This is a genomic window from Pseudomonas sp. TMB3-21 (genome assembly GCF_054898145.1).
Map to the genome: position 1 here is coordinate 2693569 of NZ_CM142718.1, position 17269 is coordinate 2710837.

General features: G+C 60.1%; 15 protein-coding genes. 3 read left to right on the forward strand and 12 right to left on the reverse strand.

All coding sequences use genetic code 11. From position 1 onward, the window contains the following. Positions 1 to 98: 98 nt before the first annotated feature. The 4 genes from ACYZTS_RS12465 to ACYZTS_RS12480 are packed head-to-tail and all read right to left on the reverse strand — an operon-like array spanning position 99 to position 6404. Complete coding sequence (locus ACYZTS_RS12465; protein WP_461996178.1) at positions 99 to 1463, reverse strand: heavy metal sensor histidine kinase; 1365 nt, start codon at positions 1461 to 1463, stop codon at positions 99 to 101. After that, positions 1456 to 2130, reverse strand: a complete 675-nt coding sequence (locus ACYZTS_RS12470; RefSeq protein ID WP_461996180.1) for a heavy metal response regulator transcription factor — start codon at positions 2128 to 2130, stop codon at positions 1456 to 1458. Before ACYZTS_RS12470 ends, ACYZTS_RS12465 begins: the two co-directional genes overlap by 8 nt. A 9-nt stretch (positions 2131 to 2139) precedes the next feature. Further along, on the reverse strand, positions 2140 to 5247 hold the full coding sequence (locus tag ACYZTS_RS12475; protein WP_461996182.1) for a multidrug efflux RND transporter permease subunit: 3108 nt from the start codon (positions 5245 to 5247) through the stop codon (positions 2140 to 2142). Further along, positions 5244 to 6404 (reverse strand): efflux RND transporter periplasmic adaptor subunit, encoded by a 1161-nt coding sequence (locus ACYZTS_RS12480; protein ID WP_461996183.1) that lies wholly within the window; start codon positions 6402 to 6404, stop codon positions 5244 to 5246. Before ACYZTS_RS12480 ends, ACYZTS_RS12475 begins: the two co-directional genes overlap by 4 nt. Positions 6405 to 6619: 215 nt before the next feature. Here ACYZTS_RS12480 and ACYZTS_RS12485 point away from each other — a divergent pair, with 215 nt between their 5' ends. Continuing rightward, entirely contained in the window at positions 6620 to 6877 is a 258-nt protein-coding gene (locus ACYZTS_RS12485; protein WP_007943495.1) for a hypothetical protein, read from the forward strand. A gap of 142 nt (positions 6878 to 7019) precedes the next feature. After that, positions 7020 to 8159 (forward strand): transporter substrate-binding domain-containing protein, encoded by a 1140-nt coding sequence (locus ACYZTS_RS12490; protein ID WP_028620829.1) that lies wholly within the window; start codon positions 7020 to 7022, stop codon positions 8157 to 8159. Between the two features lie 69 nt (positions 8160 to 8228). Here the strand turns inward: ACYZTS_RS12490 and ACYZTS_RS12495 are convergent, their stop codons facing one another. From ACYZTS_RS12495 to norR, 5 genes are all read right to left on the reverse strand, one after another. After that, on the reverse strand, positions 8229 to 8978 hold the full coding sequence (locus tag ACYZTS_RS12495) for a YkgJ family cysteine cluster protein (RefSeq protein WP_461996186.1): 750 nt from the start codon (positions 8976 to 8978) through the stop codon (positions 8229 to 8231). 83 nt (positions 8979 to 9061) lie between these two features. Beyond that, the gene (locus ACYZTS_RS12500; RefSeq protein ID WP_028620831.1) at positions 9062 to 9388 is read right to left on the reverse strand and encodes a hypothetical protein; all 327 of its coding nucleotides are present in this window, start codon (positions 9386 to 9388) and stop codon (positions 9062 to 9064) included. A gap of 149 nt (positions 9389 to 9537) precedes the next feature. Continuing rightward, positions 9538 to 9996, reverse strand: a complete 459-nt coding sequence (locus ACYZTS_RS12505; protein WP_028620832.1) for a GNAT family N-acetyltransferase — start codon at positions 9994 to 9996, stop codon at positions 9538 to 9540. A 27-nt stretch (positions 9997 to 10023) separates the two neighbouring features. Continuing rightward, positions 10024 to 10926 carry a chemotaxis protein CheV gene (locus ACYZTS_RS12510; protein WP_028620833.1) on the reverse strand — a complete coding sequence of 301 codons (903 nt, stop codon included), beginning with the start codon at positions 10924 to 10926 and terminating at the stop codon, positions 10024 to 10026. A 269-nt stretch (positions 10927 to 11195) separates the two neighbouring features. Then, positions 11196 to 12746, reverse strand: coding sequence for a nitric oxide reductase transcriptional regulator NorR (gene norR / locus ACYZTS_RS12515; protein ID WP_028620834.1), 1551 nt, complete (start codon positions 12744 to 12746; stop codon positions 11196 to 11198). Positions 12747 to 12901: 155 nt separating this feature from the next. On the opposite strand from norR, the gene hmpA reads away from it, so the two are divergent. Beyond that, entirely contained in the window at positions 12902 to 14083 is a 1182-nt protein-coding gene (gene hmpA, locus ACYZTS_RS12520) for an NO-inducible flavohemoprotein (protein ID WP_461996189.1), read from the forward strand. 196 nt (positions 14084 to 14279) lie between these two features. Here hmpA and ACYZTS_RS12525 read toward each other — a convergent pair whose 3' ends face one another. The 3 genes from ACYZTS_RS12525 to ACYZTS_RS12535 form a co-directional block, all read right to left on the reverse strand. Continuing rightward, on the reverse strand, positions 14280 to 14921 hold the full coding sequence (locus tag ACYZTS_RS12525; RefSeq protein WP_461996191.1) for a helix-turn-helix transcriptional regulator: 642 nt from the start codon (positions 14919 to 14921) through the stop codon (positions 14280 to 14282). Between the two features lie 86 nt (positions 14922 to 15007). Next, positions 15008 to 16135, reverse strand: coding sequence for an NAD(P)/FAD-dependent oxidoreductase (locus ACYZTS_RS12530; protein ID WP_461996193.1), 1128 nt, complete (start codon positions 16133 to 16135; stop codon positions 15008 to 15010). Between the two features lie 146 nt (positions 16136 to 16281). After that, positions 16282 to 17229: an ornithine cyclodeaminase family protein gene (locus ACYZTS_RS12535; RefSeq protein WP_461996195.1), complete on the reverse strand. Its 948-nt coding sequence runs from the start codon at positions 17227 to 17229 to the stop codon at positions 16282 to 16284. Between the last annotated feature and the right edge of the window lie 40 nt (positions 17230 to 17269).

The window sequence follows — 17269 nt, forward strand, 5'->3', positions numbered from 1 at the left end:
GATTGAAGCTTAGAAGACGTTCGGCGGGTAGTCAGATTTTCGGGACCGCTTCGCGGCCCAGCGGGAGCAAGCTCCCTCGCCACAACGGCGCATGGGCCTCACACAGGCAAATGAATCCCGAAGGTGTTCATCCCCCGATCACTACGCACAAACACATCGCCGCCATGCATCAAAGCGATGGCTTTCACAATCGCCAACCCCAGACCGTGGTTGTTACCGCTGTTGCTGCGCGAAGCATCCACCCGGTAAAACCGTTCGAACAGGCGTGGCAAATGCTCGTTGGCAATCGGCGAGCCGGGGTTGGCAACGCCAATGCTCACCTGGAACTCGTCCACCTCGATCCGCACCTCGATAACCTGGCCGGGCTCGGTGTGCTGGACCGCGTTATTCAGCAGATTGATCAACGCCCGGCGCAAATGCGCGATTTCGATGTGCACTTGCGCATCACCACTGACCTGCACTTGAACGTGCGCGTCCTCAAGAATGAAATCCAGATACTCCAGGGTCGTCGCCACTTCATCGGCGAGGGACGCAGAGGTCAGTTTAGTGGCCTTGCTGCCTTGGTCGGCGCTGGCGAGGAACAGCATGTCGTTGATGATCGAGCGCAGTCGCTCCAGCTCTTCGAGGTTCGATTGCAGCACCTCGAAATAATGCTCGGCCGAGCGGCCACGGGTCAGCGCGACTTGGGTCTGACCGATCAGATTGGTCAGCGGCGAGCGCAGTTCGTGGGCGACATCGGCATTGAAGGATTCCAGCCGCGAGTAGGCCTGTTCGACCCGCTCCAGCGTTGAATTGAACGAGTTGACGAACTGATTCAGCTCCGGCGGCAGCGAGGCCAGGCGCAACCGCCCGGAGCGTAGCGGCGGCGCCAGTCGCTGGGCTTCCTGGGACAACTTGATCAGCGGCTTGAGGCCGATCCGCGCCACCCAATAACCCAGCGCCGAGGCCAGCAGTACGCCGACAATCGCCAAGCTGATCAAGGCAATCAGCAGGTGATGCTGAGTCTGGTAGAACGTCTCGGTGTCGATGCCGATCATGAAACGCAACGGCGGACGCTGATCCTTGGCCGGGAACTGGCTGACCAGCACTTTCAGCGGATAGGGCTGGCCGGGCAGGTTGAGATCGCGCATGCCCAGCGGCCCTTCAGCGAACGCACGAATCGGCGCGGTGGCGTTGCCGTATTCGTATTGCGGATTTCCGCTGATGACCCAGAAGCGGATGCGCTTGTCTTCCTCACTCAGCAGCTTGAGCTTGTTGTTGATCTTCACCCAATGCTCGGGCGTGCCGAAACGGCCGACGGTGGATTCGAGCACGCTGTAGCGCGCGTCCAGTTCCGCTTCCGGCAGCAGGCCAAGGCCTTTATCGACTTGTTGATACAACGCGCCGCCGATCAGCAGAAACACCACCAGGGCCACCAGCGTGAACATCCCGCTGAGGCGCAGCGCAATCGAATGGCTAAACACTGCGGCTCTCCAGCACATAACCCATGCCTCGGATCGTGTGCAGCAATTTCTCTTCGAACGGCCCGTCCAGTTTGGCGCGCAGACGCTTGATCGCCACTTCGACGACATTGGCGTCACTGTCGAAATTGATGTCCCAGACCATTTCCGCAATCGACGTTTTCGAGAGGATTTCCCCTTGTCGACGGGCCAGCACGCTGAGCAACGAGAACTCCTTGGCGGTCAGGTCCAGGCGGGTGCCGGCGCGGGTGGCCTTGCGGCTGATCAAGTCGATCCACAGGTCTGCAACGCTGACCTGCACCGGTTCATGGCCGCCGCTGCGCCGGGTCAGCGCCTGCAGACGTGCGACCAGTTCAAGGAAGGAAAACGGTTTGCCGAGGTAATCGTCGGCGCCGTCGCGCAAGCCTTTGATGCGGTCTTCAACGCGCTCGCGAGCGGTCAGCATGATCACCGGCGTTTGCTTGCGCGCGCGCAATGCACGCAGCACACCAAAGCCGTCGAGGCCCGGAAGCATGACGTCGAGGACGATCACGGCGTAGTCATTTTCCAGCGCCATGTGCAGGCCCTCGACGCCGTCACGTGCCAAGTCAACTGTGTAACCCTGTTCGGTGAGGCCGCGGTGCAGATAGTCCGCGGTTTTTTCCTCGTCTTCGATAATCAGAACGCGCATGACCCCGCCTCAGTCTATGGTCGCCAACGCCGGCACCTGTGCTGGCGCGGGTTTAGGTCGATGGAATAGCCGCTCAAGCCACAAGTATATGACCGGAGTGGTAAACAGCGTCAGCGCCTGACTCACCAGCAGCCCGCCCACGACCGCGATGCCCAGCGGCTGACGCAATTCGGCGCCGGGGCCGTACCCGAACATTAGCGGCAGGGCGCCGAGCAGGGCGGCGAGGGTAGTCATGATGATCGGCCGGAACCGTGTGATGCACGCCTCGTAGATCGCCTCTTCGGGCGGCAAACCACGATTGCGCTGAGCATCCAGCGCAAAGTCGATCATCAGGATGCCGTTTTTCTTGACGATCCCGATCAGCAGCACCAGCCCGATCAGCGCCATGATCGAGAAATCCTGGCCACAGATCCACAGCATGATCACCGCCCCGAGCCCCGCCGAGGGCAAGGTCGAGATGATCGTCAATGGGTGCACGAAACTTTCGTAGAGCACGCCAAGAATGATGTACACCGCCACCAGCGCCGCCAGAATCAGCCACGGCTGGCTGGCCAGCGAACTCTGGAATGCCTGTGCCGCGCCCTGGAAATTGCCGCTCATGGCCGCCGGCATGCCGATCTCGGCCTTGGCCTGATCGAGCATGATCACCGCGTCGCCCAACGCCACGCCGGACGCGAGGTTAAAGGACAGGTTGGCGGCCGGAAACATACCGTCATGAGCGATGGACAACGGGCCAACGGTTGGCGCATCGAATCGCGCCAGTGCCGACAGCGGTACCATTTCCCCGCTCAATGGCGAGCGCAGGTAGAAATAGTTGAGACTTTCAGCCTTGCCGCGTTGTTTTGTGTCCAGCTCCAGAATCACGTTGTACTGGTTTGTCTGGGTCTGGAATTCGTTGATCTGGCGCTGGCCAAAAGCGTCGTACAGCGCTTCGTCGACATCGCTGACGGTCAGGCCAAAACGTGCCGCTGCGCTGCGGTCGATGCTGATGTGCGTGATGCTGCCGCCCAGCTGCAGGTCGTTGGAAATGTCGCGGAACGCCGGGTTGCTGCGCAGTTTTTCCGTGAGCCGTTGGGTCCAGGTGCTGAGGGTCGCGCCGTCGTTGCTCTTGAGTACGTATTGATATTGCGCGCGGCTCGGGCCGGAGCTGAGGTTGATGTCCTGACCGGCGCGCAGGTACAAGACAATGCCCGGGACTTTCATCAGCTGCGGGCGAATCCGGTCGATGAATTCACTGGCGGAGACGTCGCGGTCACCGCGTTTTTTCAGCGAGATCCAGAAGCGGCCGTTAGCAATGGTCTGGTTGCTGCCGGAGACGCCTACCGAGTGGGAGAACACATCGACGGCGGGGTCTGCCGCGACAATTTCTGCCATGGCCAGGTGTTTTTTCACCATGTCGCCGTAGGAAATATCGGCAGCGGCTTCGGTGGTGCCGAGGACAAAACCGGTGTCCTGCACCGGGAAGAAGCCTTTGGGTATGAAGATGTAACCGGTCACCGCTAACACCACCGACAGACCGAACACGCCGATCATCAATGTCTGATGGGCGAGGGCGCGCCGCAGGCCGCGTTCGTACCAGCCAAGCAAGCGATCGCCAAAACCGGGTTTATCGTGGGCGCGATGCACCGGCGCTTTCATGAACAGGGCCGCGAGAGTGGGCGCGAGGGTCAACGACACCACCACCGAAATCATGATGGTCGAGGTCGCCGTCAAGGCGAATTCCTTGAACAATCGCCCGACCACGCCGCCCATGAACAGCAGCGGAATAAACGCCGCCACCAGTGAGAAGCTGATCGAGACCACGGTGAATCCGATTTCGCTGGAGCCCTTGATTGCGGCCTCGCGCATGTCGTCGCCGGCCTCCAGATGCCGGTGGATGTTTTCCACCACCACGATTGCATCGTCCACCACAAACCCCACGGCCACCACGATCGCTACCAGGGTCAGGTTGTTCAGACTGAAACCCATGATGTACATCAGGGCGAAACTGGCGATCAGCGACACGCCGAGCACGGCCGTCACGATCAACGTGGCTGACAACTGGCGCAAGAACAGCGCCATCACTGCGACCACCAGCCCGATCGCAATCAGCAGAGTGATTTCCACCTCGTGCAGCGAAGCGCGAATGGTCTGGGTGCGGTCGACCAGGGTGCTGACCTGCACCGACGCCGGCAGCATCGCCGTAAGCGTCGGCAGCGCGGCCTGCACCCGGTCAACGGTTTCGACAATGTTGGCGCCCGGCTGGCGGAAGATCACCAGGTTCACGCCTGGGCGGTCGCCTGCCCAGGCCTGCACGTAGGCATCTTCTGCACCGTTGACGACTTTGGCGACATCGCGCAGGTGAACCGGGGCGCCGTCCTTGTAGGAAACGATGAGCTCGCTGTACTCCTCCGGGTGAAACAACTGGTCGTTGGTGGACAGGGTGGAAATGCTCGATTCGCCGTACAACGCACCTTTGGCGAGGTTAAGGCTGGTCTGCTGCAACGCCAGACGAATGTCCGCCAGGGTCAAACCGATGGCGGCGAGTTTGTCCGCCGAAGCCTGAACCCGGATGGCCGGACGTTGTTGACCGGTGATATTGACCTGGCCTACACCGTCGATCTGACTGATCTGACGGGACAGCAGGGTTTCCACCAGATCGCTGAGTTCGGGGCCGGGCATCAGGGTTGAGTTGATGCTGAGGATAAGCACCGGGCTGTCGGCCGGATTGACCTTGCGCCAGGTCGGCAGGTTCGGCATGTCCCTGGGCAGTTTGCCGGCGGCGGTGTTGATTGCGGCCTGCACCTCCTGCGCGGCGGTGTCGATGCTTTTGTCGAGGGTGAATTGCAGAGTCAGGTTGGTCGAGCCCAAGGCGCTGCTTGAGGTCATTTGCGTCACGCCGGGGATGGCGCTGAATTGCACTTCCAGCGGCGTGGCTACCGACGACGCCATGGTTTCCGGGCTGGCGCCGGGCAACTGCGCGGCGACCTGGATGGTCGGAAATTCCGCCTCCGGCAGCGGCGCTATCGGCAACTTTGGAAAGGCAATCGCGCCCAGCAGCACCAAGGCGAACGTCAGCAGAATCGTCGCCACCGGATGATCGATGCACCAGGCTGAAATCGAACGGTGGCCTTTCATGGCTTCGGCTCCGCCTGCACCACTTGCGGCGGCTCGGTGAGAATCTGCACCGTCGCGCCGGGTTTGAGCCGCGACTGACCGTCGCTGACCAGCACATCGCCCGATTTGACGCCTTTGACGATGTTCTGGTCGGCGTCCTGATACACCATCTGCACGTCGACGATCTCGACTTTGTCGCCGTTGATTCGATAGACGAAATGTTGATCGAGCCCACGTTGCACGACGGTGGGCGGCACCACCAGGGCGTCTTTCTCCAGAGCTGTCTGAATTTGTACCGTCACCAGCAAGCCAGGCCAGAGTTTTTGCTCGGCGTTATCGAATTCGGCCTTGGCGCGGATGGTCCCGGTGTTGGCGCTGATCTGGTTGTCGATCAGAGTCAAATGGCCTTCGCCAAGCAGGTTGCCGGTTTCGCCATCGGTGTCGGCGCCGATGTAAGCCTTGACCCGGGCCCGCTGCGGGTCACCGATCAAACTTTGCAAGGTCGGCAGCATCTGTTGCGGCAGGGAGAACTCCACGGCGATCGGGTCGATCTGGGTGACGGTGAAAAGACCGTGGGTATCGGTCATGCGCAGGAAATTGCCTTCGTCCACCGTACGAATCCCGACTCGTCCGGTCACCGGTGAGCGAATCTGCGTGTAGGAAAGTTGCACCTGAGCGGCGTCAATCGATGCCTGATTGCCTTGGGCGGTGGCCTTGAGTTGATTGACCAACGCCTGTTGCTGGTCAAACGTCTGCCTGGACACACCGTCATCGACACTCAGCAATTTATAGCGCTTGAGGTTGACCGTTGCTACTTGCAGCTGCGCCTGGCTTTCGCCCAATTGCGCACGGGTCTGATCGAGGCTGGCGCGAATTGAACGGTCATCGACGGTCGCGAGCAGATCGCCCTTCTTCACCAATTGACCTTCCTTGACCAGGATTTTAGTGAGGACCCCATCGATCTGTGGCCGCACCACCACGCTGTGCAGAGACAGCGCCGAGCCGATCCCGGTGACATAACGAGGCACGTCTTTTTCGGCAACGCTGACTACACGCACGGGAATAGCGGTCGGGGTCGCCAGTTTCGCCGTGGCAGGTTTGCTCACGTACCAGATGCCCAACGCAACCAGCACGGCCAGCAGGCTGGCAATCAGGGCGGTTTTTTTCTGTATTCGCATGCGATTGGGGCGCCGGTCTGGTGGGTCGGAGAAAGGTCAGGATATCGTCCTTTATAAACCTGTTTGGCGGTCGCCAAGGTGACGGCTAGCTGACGGCACTGTCAGTTTGGCGCTGGGTGAAGATCAGGATCCATGCAGTGGCGATTGGAGAGGTATACTGCCGCCTTTCGTGGCTCGCTGACCGGGCCCGACTTTACGCATCACCCGGAGCTTTCATGACTTCCCCGACACAACCGCCGGTTGCCGACGCTTTGAGCGACGACCAGGCAGACCTGCCAGACAGCGTCGACTCCAGCGCAGACAGCGAAACCAAAGCCGCTATCCCGGCGTTCAAGTTCCCGTTCAAGCCGGGCGACCTGGCCGCAGCGAAGAACGCCAGCCAGCCTTGGTACAAGAATGGCGCCAAGAACGGCCATACCAAAACCCCCGGTGCAGCGCCTCCCGGCACTCGTCGTTCGATGGGTAAACGCTGACTGTCAGGCGTATTGTTGACCGGTAATTGTTCCTCTTGTCATTGAGAGCGTTCCTACAAGGATGAGCGATTCGTCCTCTGGGAAATAAAGCGGCCTCTCGTCAAAGATTCATCCCCCTGAATTCTTGATGAAGGCCGCTGAAATGACTCTGGTAAAAACCCTCTCTCTACTGTCGCTGGTGGCCCTGACCACTGGCTGCATGTCGTCTGCGTCCGATCCACAGATCCGTATGGGTGTCGAAGCACTGGTTCCGCCATTTGAGAGCAGAAACGACAAGGGCGAGCTGGTCGGATTGAACATCGAGTTGGGCAACGCGTTGTGTGCCGAACTCAAATCCCGCTGTGTCTGGGTCGACCAGGATTACGCCACCAACATTCATGCCCTTGAAACCAATCGTTTCGACGTGATCATGCCCATGACCGCCACATCTGCACGTCGCGACCGGGTCGATTTCACCGATGATCTTTACCCCCTGAGCAGCCGACTGGTGGCGCGCAAAGGGGCGAATCTGCAACCGAATGTGCAATCGCTCAAGGGCAAGAGTGTCGGCGTCCTGACAGGCACCCACCGTGAAGCGTTCGCCAGGTCCCGTTGGGCCCCGGCGGGAGTGACGGTGCGCAGTTTCGCGCTCAATAATCAACTGGTTGAAAGCCTGCTGTCGGGGGAAATCGATGCAACCCTGCAAGACTCCATTGAAATTACCCACGCATTATTAAGCCTGCCACAAGGTCAGGCTTTCGATTTCGCCGGCCCCTCTATCAAGGACCCCATGCTGGGCAGTGGTGTGGCAATGGCTGTACGGAAAACCGACACCCAGCTGCGCGATAACCTGAATGCAGCGCTTGAGCGTCTCAAGAAAAATGGCCAGCACCAGGCGATTACCCAACGCTACTTGCCACTGGCTGCGCCCATCTCACCCCGCTACGTTCCTAACGACGAAGGCTTGCCATTTTCCGATGCGGTGCAGGTCGGCGAGACGATTTACTTTTCCGGCTTGGTCGGCTTGGGAGGTGATGGTGAACTGGTGAAGGGCGGCATTGGCCCGCAGACGACTCAGGCCATGGAGAACTTGCGTACCGCGCTGCAACGCAACGGTTCGTCTATGGCGCAAGTGGCTAAATGCACGGTCATCCTCGCCGACATCAAGGATTTTTCCGCCATGAGTACCGTGTATCGCAGTTATTTCCCGGTAGACCGTCTGCCCGCTCGTACAACGTTTGCCGGCAAGTTGATAGGCGACGCGCGGGTAGAAGTGGATTGTCTGGCAGTGAAGGCCAGCTGACGCTGTCGACGACGAACCACTGCGCAACGCAATTGCGCAGTGATTTTTTTGGGTCTGTCACCTGGTGTTTCAGGCTCCTCGCAACGAAATAAACGCATAGGTTCCGGGTACATTTGTCGCCACCAGCGCTCCAGCCTCTATCACTTGCGCGGCAATGTCCTCACCGGAAACATGAAACAACCATTCACTGCCGGTGCCGGCCAGCGGTTGTTGCGCAATCTGTTCGATCGCGGCGGCGAACGCGGTCATGTCCGGCAAGTACGCGGTGAACCCATCGCCTTTCAGCGCCGTCGTGCGAATCCCCAGTAGTGCGCAGATCGCATCTTTGCTGCGAATGTCATCACGGTCCGCCTGACGCGAGCGCTGGATGAGCCCTGCAAGTTCCTGATCGATCAGCTCGCCACCGATGATCAGTGCCGGTCCTTGTTCCCACGACTCGGGCGGACATTCCTTCACGGCGGTATTCAAGGGAATGTGCGGATTGATTTCCATAGGATAGATTCGGCACACCAATGGCCGGCGTTCATAGATCCTGCAGAGGTTTTCTTCGTCAAGATTCCGGCAGCGGCCGGCATTGAATGCAGCAAAAGTGATTGCAACATGAACGTCCGATTTGCCGCTGGACACTCGCGCTGACCGGCGTTCAGCGTGTTCGCGCTGAAGTAGCGGCAAGCCAAGTCCGTTGTCGAGGAACGCCTCCACCAGCACGATCACCTGACCGCCGTCAGCCGCCCACATTCGCGCTTCCGCCAGGGTCAGGGGCACGTGATGGTCATTGCAGCATTTGCCACAGCCTACGCAGGAAAAGGTCGTATTCATTGAGCGGTTAGTCGACTCTCAGCGTTAGAAACGGCGACAGAATGTCACCGCCAAAGACTGCGTCGAAGCAAGTTGTGCGCCACTCAGCGGGTTTTGCCGGGCGTACGGATCGAATCCCACTCATTGACGTAGGCGGTTTTGCTCTTCTTGTTGTACAGGCACAGCTCGGTGCCCTGCTGGCCTTTCATGTGTTTCTGCGGGTATTGGCCTTGTAGCAGGACGGCGACGTAGCCTACCCGATCATCGAACTGCGCCGCGTTGCCGACGGGTTTGGCATCTTTCAGGCCGCTGGCCTTGGTGCAACTGGCGAGCACTGCTTTGTCGAAGGCTGCCCAGGCGTCGGGGCTGGAGGCGTGGGCCTGAGTGGCGAGGGCGGTGAGGCAGAGGAAGGTCAGGGTGGTGGCTTTCATGGTTCAGCATCCTTGGGCGTTGGGTTGGCCGAGGGTTGGAGTATGCCTGAGGGTTTTAGTTTGAATGTGTCGGCCTCATCGCGAGCGAGCTTTGCTCCCACAGACGGTGATCCAGTGTGGGAGCACAGCTTGCTCGCGATGTCGGTTTGTCAGCCAGGAACTTGCTCGCGCCGGACGACATACATCCCAACATTTTCATACAAGCGCTGCGCCCGCAGGTTGTCTTCCTTCACCTTCAAATCGACAAATCCTTCGCGCCGTTGCTGAAAAACCCTGAACGCGTGCAGCAAAAATGCGCGGCCGAGGCCCAGACCTCGCGCGCGAGGATGCACCACCAGATTCTTGATGTAGGCGCTGGTCCAGCACTGACAAACGCCGACGATGCCTTCAGCATCCAGGGCGATGAAACACAGTGAAGGATCGTACTCGGGATCGGTTTCAAACCTTTGCTGCCAGACGTCCAGTGACGGCACGCGACCGCCGCCGTCGACATAGCCCAGGTCCATCAGGCCATGCACGGCCTCCGCAAGCTCCGGACGGTATTCGCTGAGGACGATGGACGACGGCCACACCACCGCTGCGCAAACCTCCATCAGGTTGCGCCGCATCAGAAAGCAGAAATCGTCGGCCACTGCTTAGTGACCCTGTTCGGCGACGGCCTTCGCCGCTTCGATCAGGCACTTGGTCAGTTCCGGCGAAGAGAACTTGGTCAGTACGCCGTTGGCGCCGGCCAGTCGAGCTTTTTCGCTGTTCATTGCGCTGTCCAGAGAGGTGTGCAGCAGCACGTACAGGTGCGCGAAGTCGGGGGTTTCGCGCAGGGTCCGGGTTAAAGCGTAGCCATCCATTTCGGACATTTCGATGTCCGAGACGATCAGGTTGATCTGCTGCGCCGTGCCTTGCAGGTCCAGCAGGCAGTCGATGGCCTCCCTCGCGCTGCGGGCGGTGTGACATTGCAGGCCGAGATTACGCAGTGTGTGCACCGACTGCTGCAGCGCGACCTGACTGTCGTCGACCACCAGAATGCGCGCATTGCCCAGCACTTCGGCGTCTTCCATGCTCAGCTCGGTCGGGGCCATTTCGATTTGCGCCGGGGCGATGCCGTGGATGACTTTTTCGATATCCAGCACCTGGACCAACGTGCCGTCCACCGACGTCACGCCGGTGATGTACGAACGTACGCCGCCGGAACCGAAGGGCGGCGGGCGGATGTCGGTGGTCAGGCAATGCACAATCTTGCTCACAGCCTGGACGTGCAGGCCCTGTTTGGAACGGCTGACATCCGTGACGATCAGGCAACCGCCATTCGGGTCTTCCAGCGGTCGCTCGCCGATGGCGCGGCTGAGGTCGATCACCGACAGCGACATGCCGCGCAGGGTGGCGATGCCTTTGACGTGTGGATGCGACTCCGGCAGCTTGGTCAGCGGCGGGCAAGGAATGATTTCACTGACTTTAAGCAGGTTGATCGCCATCAGCTTGCCGCTGCGCAAGGTAAACAGCAGAAGCGAAAGGGAATCTGCGCGGGCTTTGGTGGAGGACATAAAAACCTTCTGTGTAGAGCGTGATGGGCATCCGTGAAGAGTGCCAACAACTATCGATGCCGGGTTATCGACTTGTTGAGGGCAGGCTTTAACAACATTCCATCGACACCTGGGGGAGCGCGACCTTGTAGCAGCTGCCGAAGGCTGCGTTCGAGGACGAAGTCCTCGCCCGACCCTGCAACGCGCAATGTCCAAGGCACTGAGTTCAGCCATTGACGACTGCTCTGCAGCCGAACGCAGCCTTCGGCAGCTGCTACAGGGAATCGGGGTTATTTCATGCCCAGGCGCTTGGCCATGCGTCCGAGGTTGGCGCGGTCGAGGCCCAGTTCGCGGGCGGCGCTGGCCCAGTTGTTTTGATGGCGTTCAAGACAGGCGCTGATCAACTGGCGCTGATAGTTGTCCGTGGCCTGGCGTAAATCCCCCGTCACTACCGTCATTGGCGCCGCCGCCGGTTGCTCCTGGATGACTTCGACGTTGACGCCGGGCAGGTCAAGGTCCGCTGCGCTCAGGCTGAGGATTTTCGGCCGTTCCTTGCAGTGGCCCAACGCTTTCAACGCGCTGCGACCGATCAGGTGCTCCAGTTCCCGCACGTTGCCCGGCCAGTCATAGGCCAGCAACGCAGCCTGAGCATCTGCACTCAGGCGCAAGCTGTTGAGGCCCATGCGCGAGCGGTTTTGCTCCAGAAAATAACCGCTGAGCAACAGCACATCGCGACCACGATCGCGCAGCGCCGGCACCAGTAACGGATAAACGCTCAACCGGTGATAGAAGTCGGCGCGGTAACGGCCACTGCGCACTTCTTGCGCCAGGTCGCGGTTGGTGGCGGCGATGAGACGCACATCAACCTGATGCTCTTTGTCCGAACCCAAACGCTGCAGTTGGCCGCTTTGCAACACACGGAGCAATTTCGCCTGCACGGTCAGTGACAGTTCGCCGACTTCATCGAGAAACAGCGTGCCACCGTCGGCCAGTTCAAATTTGCCGCGACGGTCGCTGGTCGCGCCGGTGAAGGCGCCGCGCACATGGCCGAACAGTTCGCTCTCCACCAAGGTGTCTGGCAATGCGGCGCAGTTGAGACTGATGATCGGCTTGTCTGCCCGCGACGACGCGGCGTGGATCGCCTGCGCGACCAGCTCTTTGCCGACGCCGGTCTCGCCGGTGATGAGCACAGTGAGATCGCTGCCCCCGACCAGATTGATTTCCTCTACCAACCGTTTATGCGCCTTGCTCTGACCGATCATTTCGCGCGTTTGCTGACCGCTGGCCTGGCGATAGACCTCGGCACGCTGGTGTTCGTGTTCTGCACGATTGGCCAGTCGCTGAATGCGCTCGGCGGCATTGACCGTGGCGGCGGCGAGGCTGGCAAAAGCCTGTAAGGCGTCCAGTTCGATCGGTTCGAGTCGCTGCGGATCGAGCGCGTCGAGGGTCAGCAATCCCCATGGTCGTTCGTCGATAAACAGTGGGCAGCCCAGGCAATCGTGGACTTCCAGATGATCATCGAGCCCATCGACCAGTCCGTCGTAAGGGTCAGGCAGGTTGCTGTCGGCAGCAAACCGGGTCGGGTCAGGGCTACTCAGCAGGATCTCGAAGCGTGGGTGTTCACTGACCTTGAAACGCCGGCCAAGGGTGTCGGTGCTCAACCCGTCGACGGCCAGCGGCACCAGCCATTCGCCATCCAGGCGCAGGAGGGCGGCGGCGTCGCAGGGGAGCAGGGCGCGCATCGCTTCGAGCAGGCGCCGGTAGCGCTCGCTCTCGGGAAGTTCGCGGGACAGATCGGAGACCAAAGGCAACAAAGCTGTCAGCAGGGATTTCGCAGTCATAGTGACTCCATGTAGTCGAGATGACTATAAATCAGATTGTGTCGATATGACTAGGTAGGTTTCAACTATATGATTCTCAAGGAAAAACTTTCTGGCATGGAAACTGATAGACATAAGCGAACCAGTTAATACTTCAAGTCGCCAGGAGTCCCCTTATGCTTAGCGTTCAAGACCGTGCAATCGTCAAGTCCACCGTGCCGTTGCTGGAAAGCGGTGGCGAAGCGTTGATCACCCATTTTTACCGGATGATGCTCTCTGAATACCCGGAAGTTCGTCCATTGTTCAATCAGGCCCACCAGGCCAGCGGTGATCAGCCCCGCGCTCTGGCGAATGGCGTATTGATGTACGCACGTCATATCGACCAGCTCGATCAACTGGGCGACCTGGTGGCGAAGATCATCAACAAACACGTCGCCCTGCAAATTCGTCCTGAACATTATCCGATTGTCGGCAGCTGCCTGTTGCGCGCGATCTCCGAAGTGCTCGGCGAGGAGATCGCCACGCCGCAGGTAATGAGTGCCTGGGGCGCGGCTTACGGCCAGTTGGCTGACATCCTGATCGGTGCGGAAACCAGCATCTACGACCAGAAAGCGCAGGCGCCCGGCGGCTGGCGCGGGGCGCGGGAATTCATTGTTTCGGCCAAAGTGGAGGAGAGCGCGGAAATCACTTCGTTCTACTTCGAACCGGCGGACAAAGGCGCGATCCTGGCGGCGGAACCGGGCCAGTACATCGGCATGAAATTGATCCTCGATGGCGAAGAAATTCGTCGTAACTATTCGTTGTCGGCACTGGCGAACAAAGGCCAGTACCGCATCAGCGTCAAACGCGAGCACGGTGGTCGTGCGTCTAACCACTTGCATGATCAATTGCACGTCGGCTCAAGCATTCAGCTGTTCCCGCCATCGGGCGAATTCACCCTGACCGCCAGCGATAAACCGCTGGTGCTGATCAGTGGCGGCGTCGGCATCACTCCGACCCTGGCAATGCTCGAAGCGGCGCTGGCCACCGAGCGCCCGGTACATTTTATCCACTGCGCTCGCAACGGTAGCGTCCACGCATTCCGTGACTGGATCGACGAGTTAGCCGGGAGTCACCCGCAACTCAAGCGTTTTTATTGCTATGCCGAGGACGATGGCGTCAGCCCGGCCGCAGACAAGGTCGGTTTGTTGAGCCAGGAACAGTTGGGCGAGTGGTTGCCGCAGCATCGTGATATGGACGCTTACTTCCTGGGGCCGAAGGGTTTCATGGCGGCCATTAAACGTCACCTCAAGGCCTTGGGTGTGCCGGAGAAGCAAAGCCGTTACGAGTTCTTCGGCCCGGCTTCGGCGCTGGAGTAAAACCCTGTCGGGTGACACGATTCCTGTAGCAGCTGGTGAAGCCTGCGTGCGAGGACGCAGTCCTCGCTCACGCGCCTATCGCGATCTACCTGATGCAACGCGGCGACACGTATAGCGAGGACTTCGTCCTCGGACGCAGGGTGCGCCAGCTGCTGGAGATTGGTTTTTCCAGTGGATAAGTGCGGGCGTGACGCTCTTAGGCCTTGAGTTCCTTCAAATGCTTGTACACCGTCGCCCGTCCCATGTTCAGCACATTCGCCACATAGTTGGAGGCGCTTTTGCCTTTGAAGGCGCCTTCGGCGTGCAGGGCCAGCACCAGTTCACGTTTGTGATCGCGGGTCAGCAGGTTCAGGCTCAACTGCCGCTCACGCAGCCAGGCGTGGAGAAACGTGTTGATGCGCTCCTGCCAGTCATCGCGGAACAGTGAATCCGGCTGCGGGATCAGTTTGCTCGGCGACAGAAACAGGTCCAGCGCGGCCTTGGCATTTTCGAACAGCGAAATATTCAGATTGATGCACAGCACGGCCAGCGGGTGACCCGTGCCGTCGCGCAGAACGCTGCTCAGGCTGCGAATCTTCTGACCATCCCAATTGAGCTTTTCGTACGGCCCGATGTTTCGTTCGCTGACGTCGTCGCTGAGCATGTCCTCCAGCGACGAGTCGTCACCGATTTCCCGTTTCGACAGATTGTTGGCGATGTAATCAACCTTCTGCGTGCGCAGATCGTGCAGCACCACCTCGGCGTGGGGGAAAAACAATGTGGCGATCGCATCGGCGATCGCCCGGTAGTTGTCCAGCGCGGCCTCATCCTGGCTTGGGGTTTGTTCAAGTGCATTCATTCAGTGGAGCTCCAGGCGGCTTCTGCGCCGATAAAAAGCGCGCAGGGAGTTTGCCGCAATCGGGACGACGCGTCACCTGAGCAGCCTTAACCCAGGCGTGCGGGGGAGAGCATTGAAGCGTCCAGCCCGAAGCGTGCGAGTTGCTCGGGCAAGGCTCCGCCACGAACCAGTGCGGCGCTGGCCTGGCCCATGGCCGGGGACGTCTGAATACCATAACCGCCTTGCGCTGCCACCCAGAAAAACCCCGGGACATGCTGATCGAAACCTGACAGCAAATCACCGTCGCAAACAAAACTGCGCAAGCCGGCCCAGGTGCGGGTCGGTCGGCGGATGGTCAGCGTGGTGGCTTCTTCGATCTGGTAAATGCCCATCGCGATGTCGAGCTCTTCGGGCTGTACGTCGTGGGGTTCGACCGGGTCGGCGTTGGCCGGGGAACCGAGGAACATGCCGGCGTCGGGTTTCATGTAGAACGATTCGTCGAGGCTGACCAGCATTGGCCACTGGTGAATGTCCACACCCTCGGGCCCGGCGAAGATGAACGCGGCGCGGCGTTTGGGCTGCAGGCCTAGCGGTAGAGTGCCGGCCAATGCACCGATCTTGTCGGCCCAGGCGCCAGCGGCATTGATGATGATCGGTGCGCTAAAGGTCTGGCTGGGGGTTTGTACGTGCCAAATACCCTCGTTATCTCGGGTCAGCCGTGTGACCTCGCTGTCGGTGTGCACTTCGCCCTGATTGCGCCGGATTCCGCGCAGATAGCCCTGGTGCAAGGCATCGGTGTCGATGTCGCAGGCAGTCGGGTCGTAGATGGCGCCGTGGACTTTTTCCCGGCGCAGTATCGGCAGGCGCACGCAGGCCTCTTCGGCGCTGAGCATCTGCATTTCGGCAACGGTGGCCTTCGCGCTCAGGTACTGGTTGTGCAATTCGGCCGGGTCGCCGGTGAAATCCACGGTCATTTCACCGCGCGGGGTCAACAGCGGGTGTTCGCAGAAACCGGCGGGCGGCGCGTCGAAGAAGTCGCGACTGGCCTGGGTCAGCGCCCGCACCTGCGGTGTGCCGTACGCGGCGGTGTAGAGCGCGGCGGAGCGTCCGGTGGAGTGATAACCCGCTTGCGATTCGCGCTCGAGCACGATGACCCGGGCGTGCTGCGACAGCCAGAAACCGGTGGAAGCGCCGGCAATCCCGCCGCCAATGATGATGAAGTCTGCCTGGCTCATGAACGTCTCCTGTCGAGCGCAAATGCCAATGGTGTCGGTACTCCAGGTGGGAGCGAGCCTGCTCGCGAAGGCGGCATGTCAGGCGACATTGTTCTGAATGTCACTGCGCATTCGCGAGCAGGCTCGCTCCCACAAGGATTCAGGTGTCAGGGTTGCAGGCGGTAGATGGCATTGGCCAGCGCAATGTCTTCCAGGCCCAGGCCGATGGAACGGAAAAACACGTGACGGTCGTACTCGGGACGCTCCACTTTCGCGCTGATCAGCTCAGGCAAATCGCCAACGATCAGATTTTTATCCCAGCCATGCAGCTCAGCGGCAATCAGCATCTCGCCGGCCGACTCCGGAGTCGTCGGCCGATAATCGCAGAACACTTGCATGTCTTTGAGGGTTCGCGGCGGCACTTCGTGGGCGCGCGGGGCATTGGTGCTGATGGAGGTCATCAGTGCTGGTTTGTTGAGGCTGGCCGGGTCCATAACCGGTGCGGCAGACGACGTGCAGAGCATGATCACATCCGCCTCTTGCAGCGCCGCTTCACGGTTGTGAACGATCGTGAGGCGAGGATCGATACGCTGCAACTCGGCCAGAACCTCAGGACTTTTGCCGCCCAGACTCGGCGAATACATGCGAATGCTCTGCCAGTCCCGTAGATTTTTCACGTATTGCAGATGTGCCAGGGCGACCTTGCCGCTGCCAATAATTGCCAGACGTCGAGCATCAGGCGGGGCGAGGGCATCGACGGCTACAGCAGTGGTCGCCGCCGTACGAGCAATGGTCAGTTCACCTGCATCGCAAAGCAGCAGCGGCTGGCCGGTCTGCATCGACATCAGCAGCGTCCACGCTGTCACCAGCGGCCCTTGCTCGCGGACGATGTACGGCGACGTCTTCACTCCATATACGCCGTCCTGCGCCAGCACACCGAGGAAATTGATGAAGTCGCCCGCGCCATGTGGAAACTCGACCAGTTGCTGTGCCGGTTGCACCGCTTGCCCGGCAGCGAGGTCACTGAACAGTTTGCGCAGGATGTGGGGCACATCGATCTGAGCCAGGAGTTCGCGTGCCTGAAGCTGGTTGATTACATTAGGGGGGCTGGACATGTCGGCTCCGGAACCTGCAGATAAACTTATTTGTCCATTA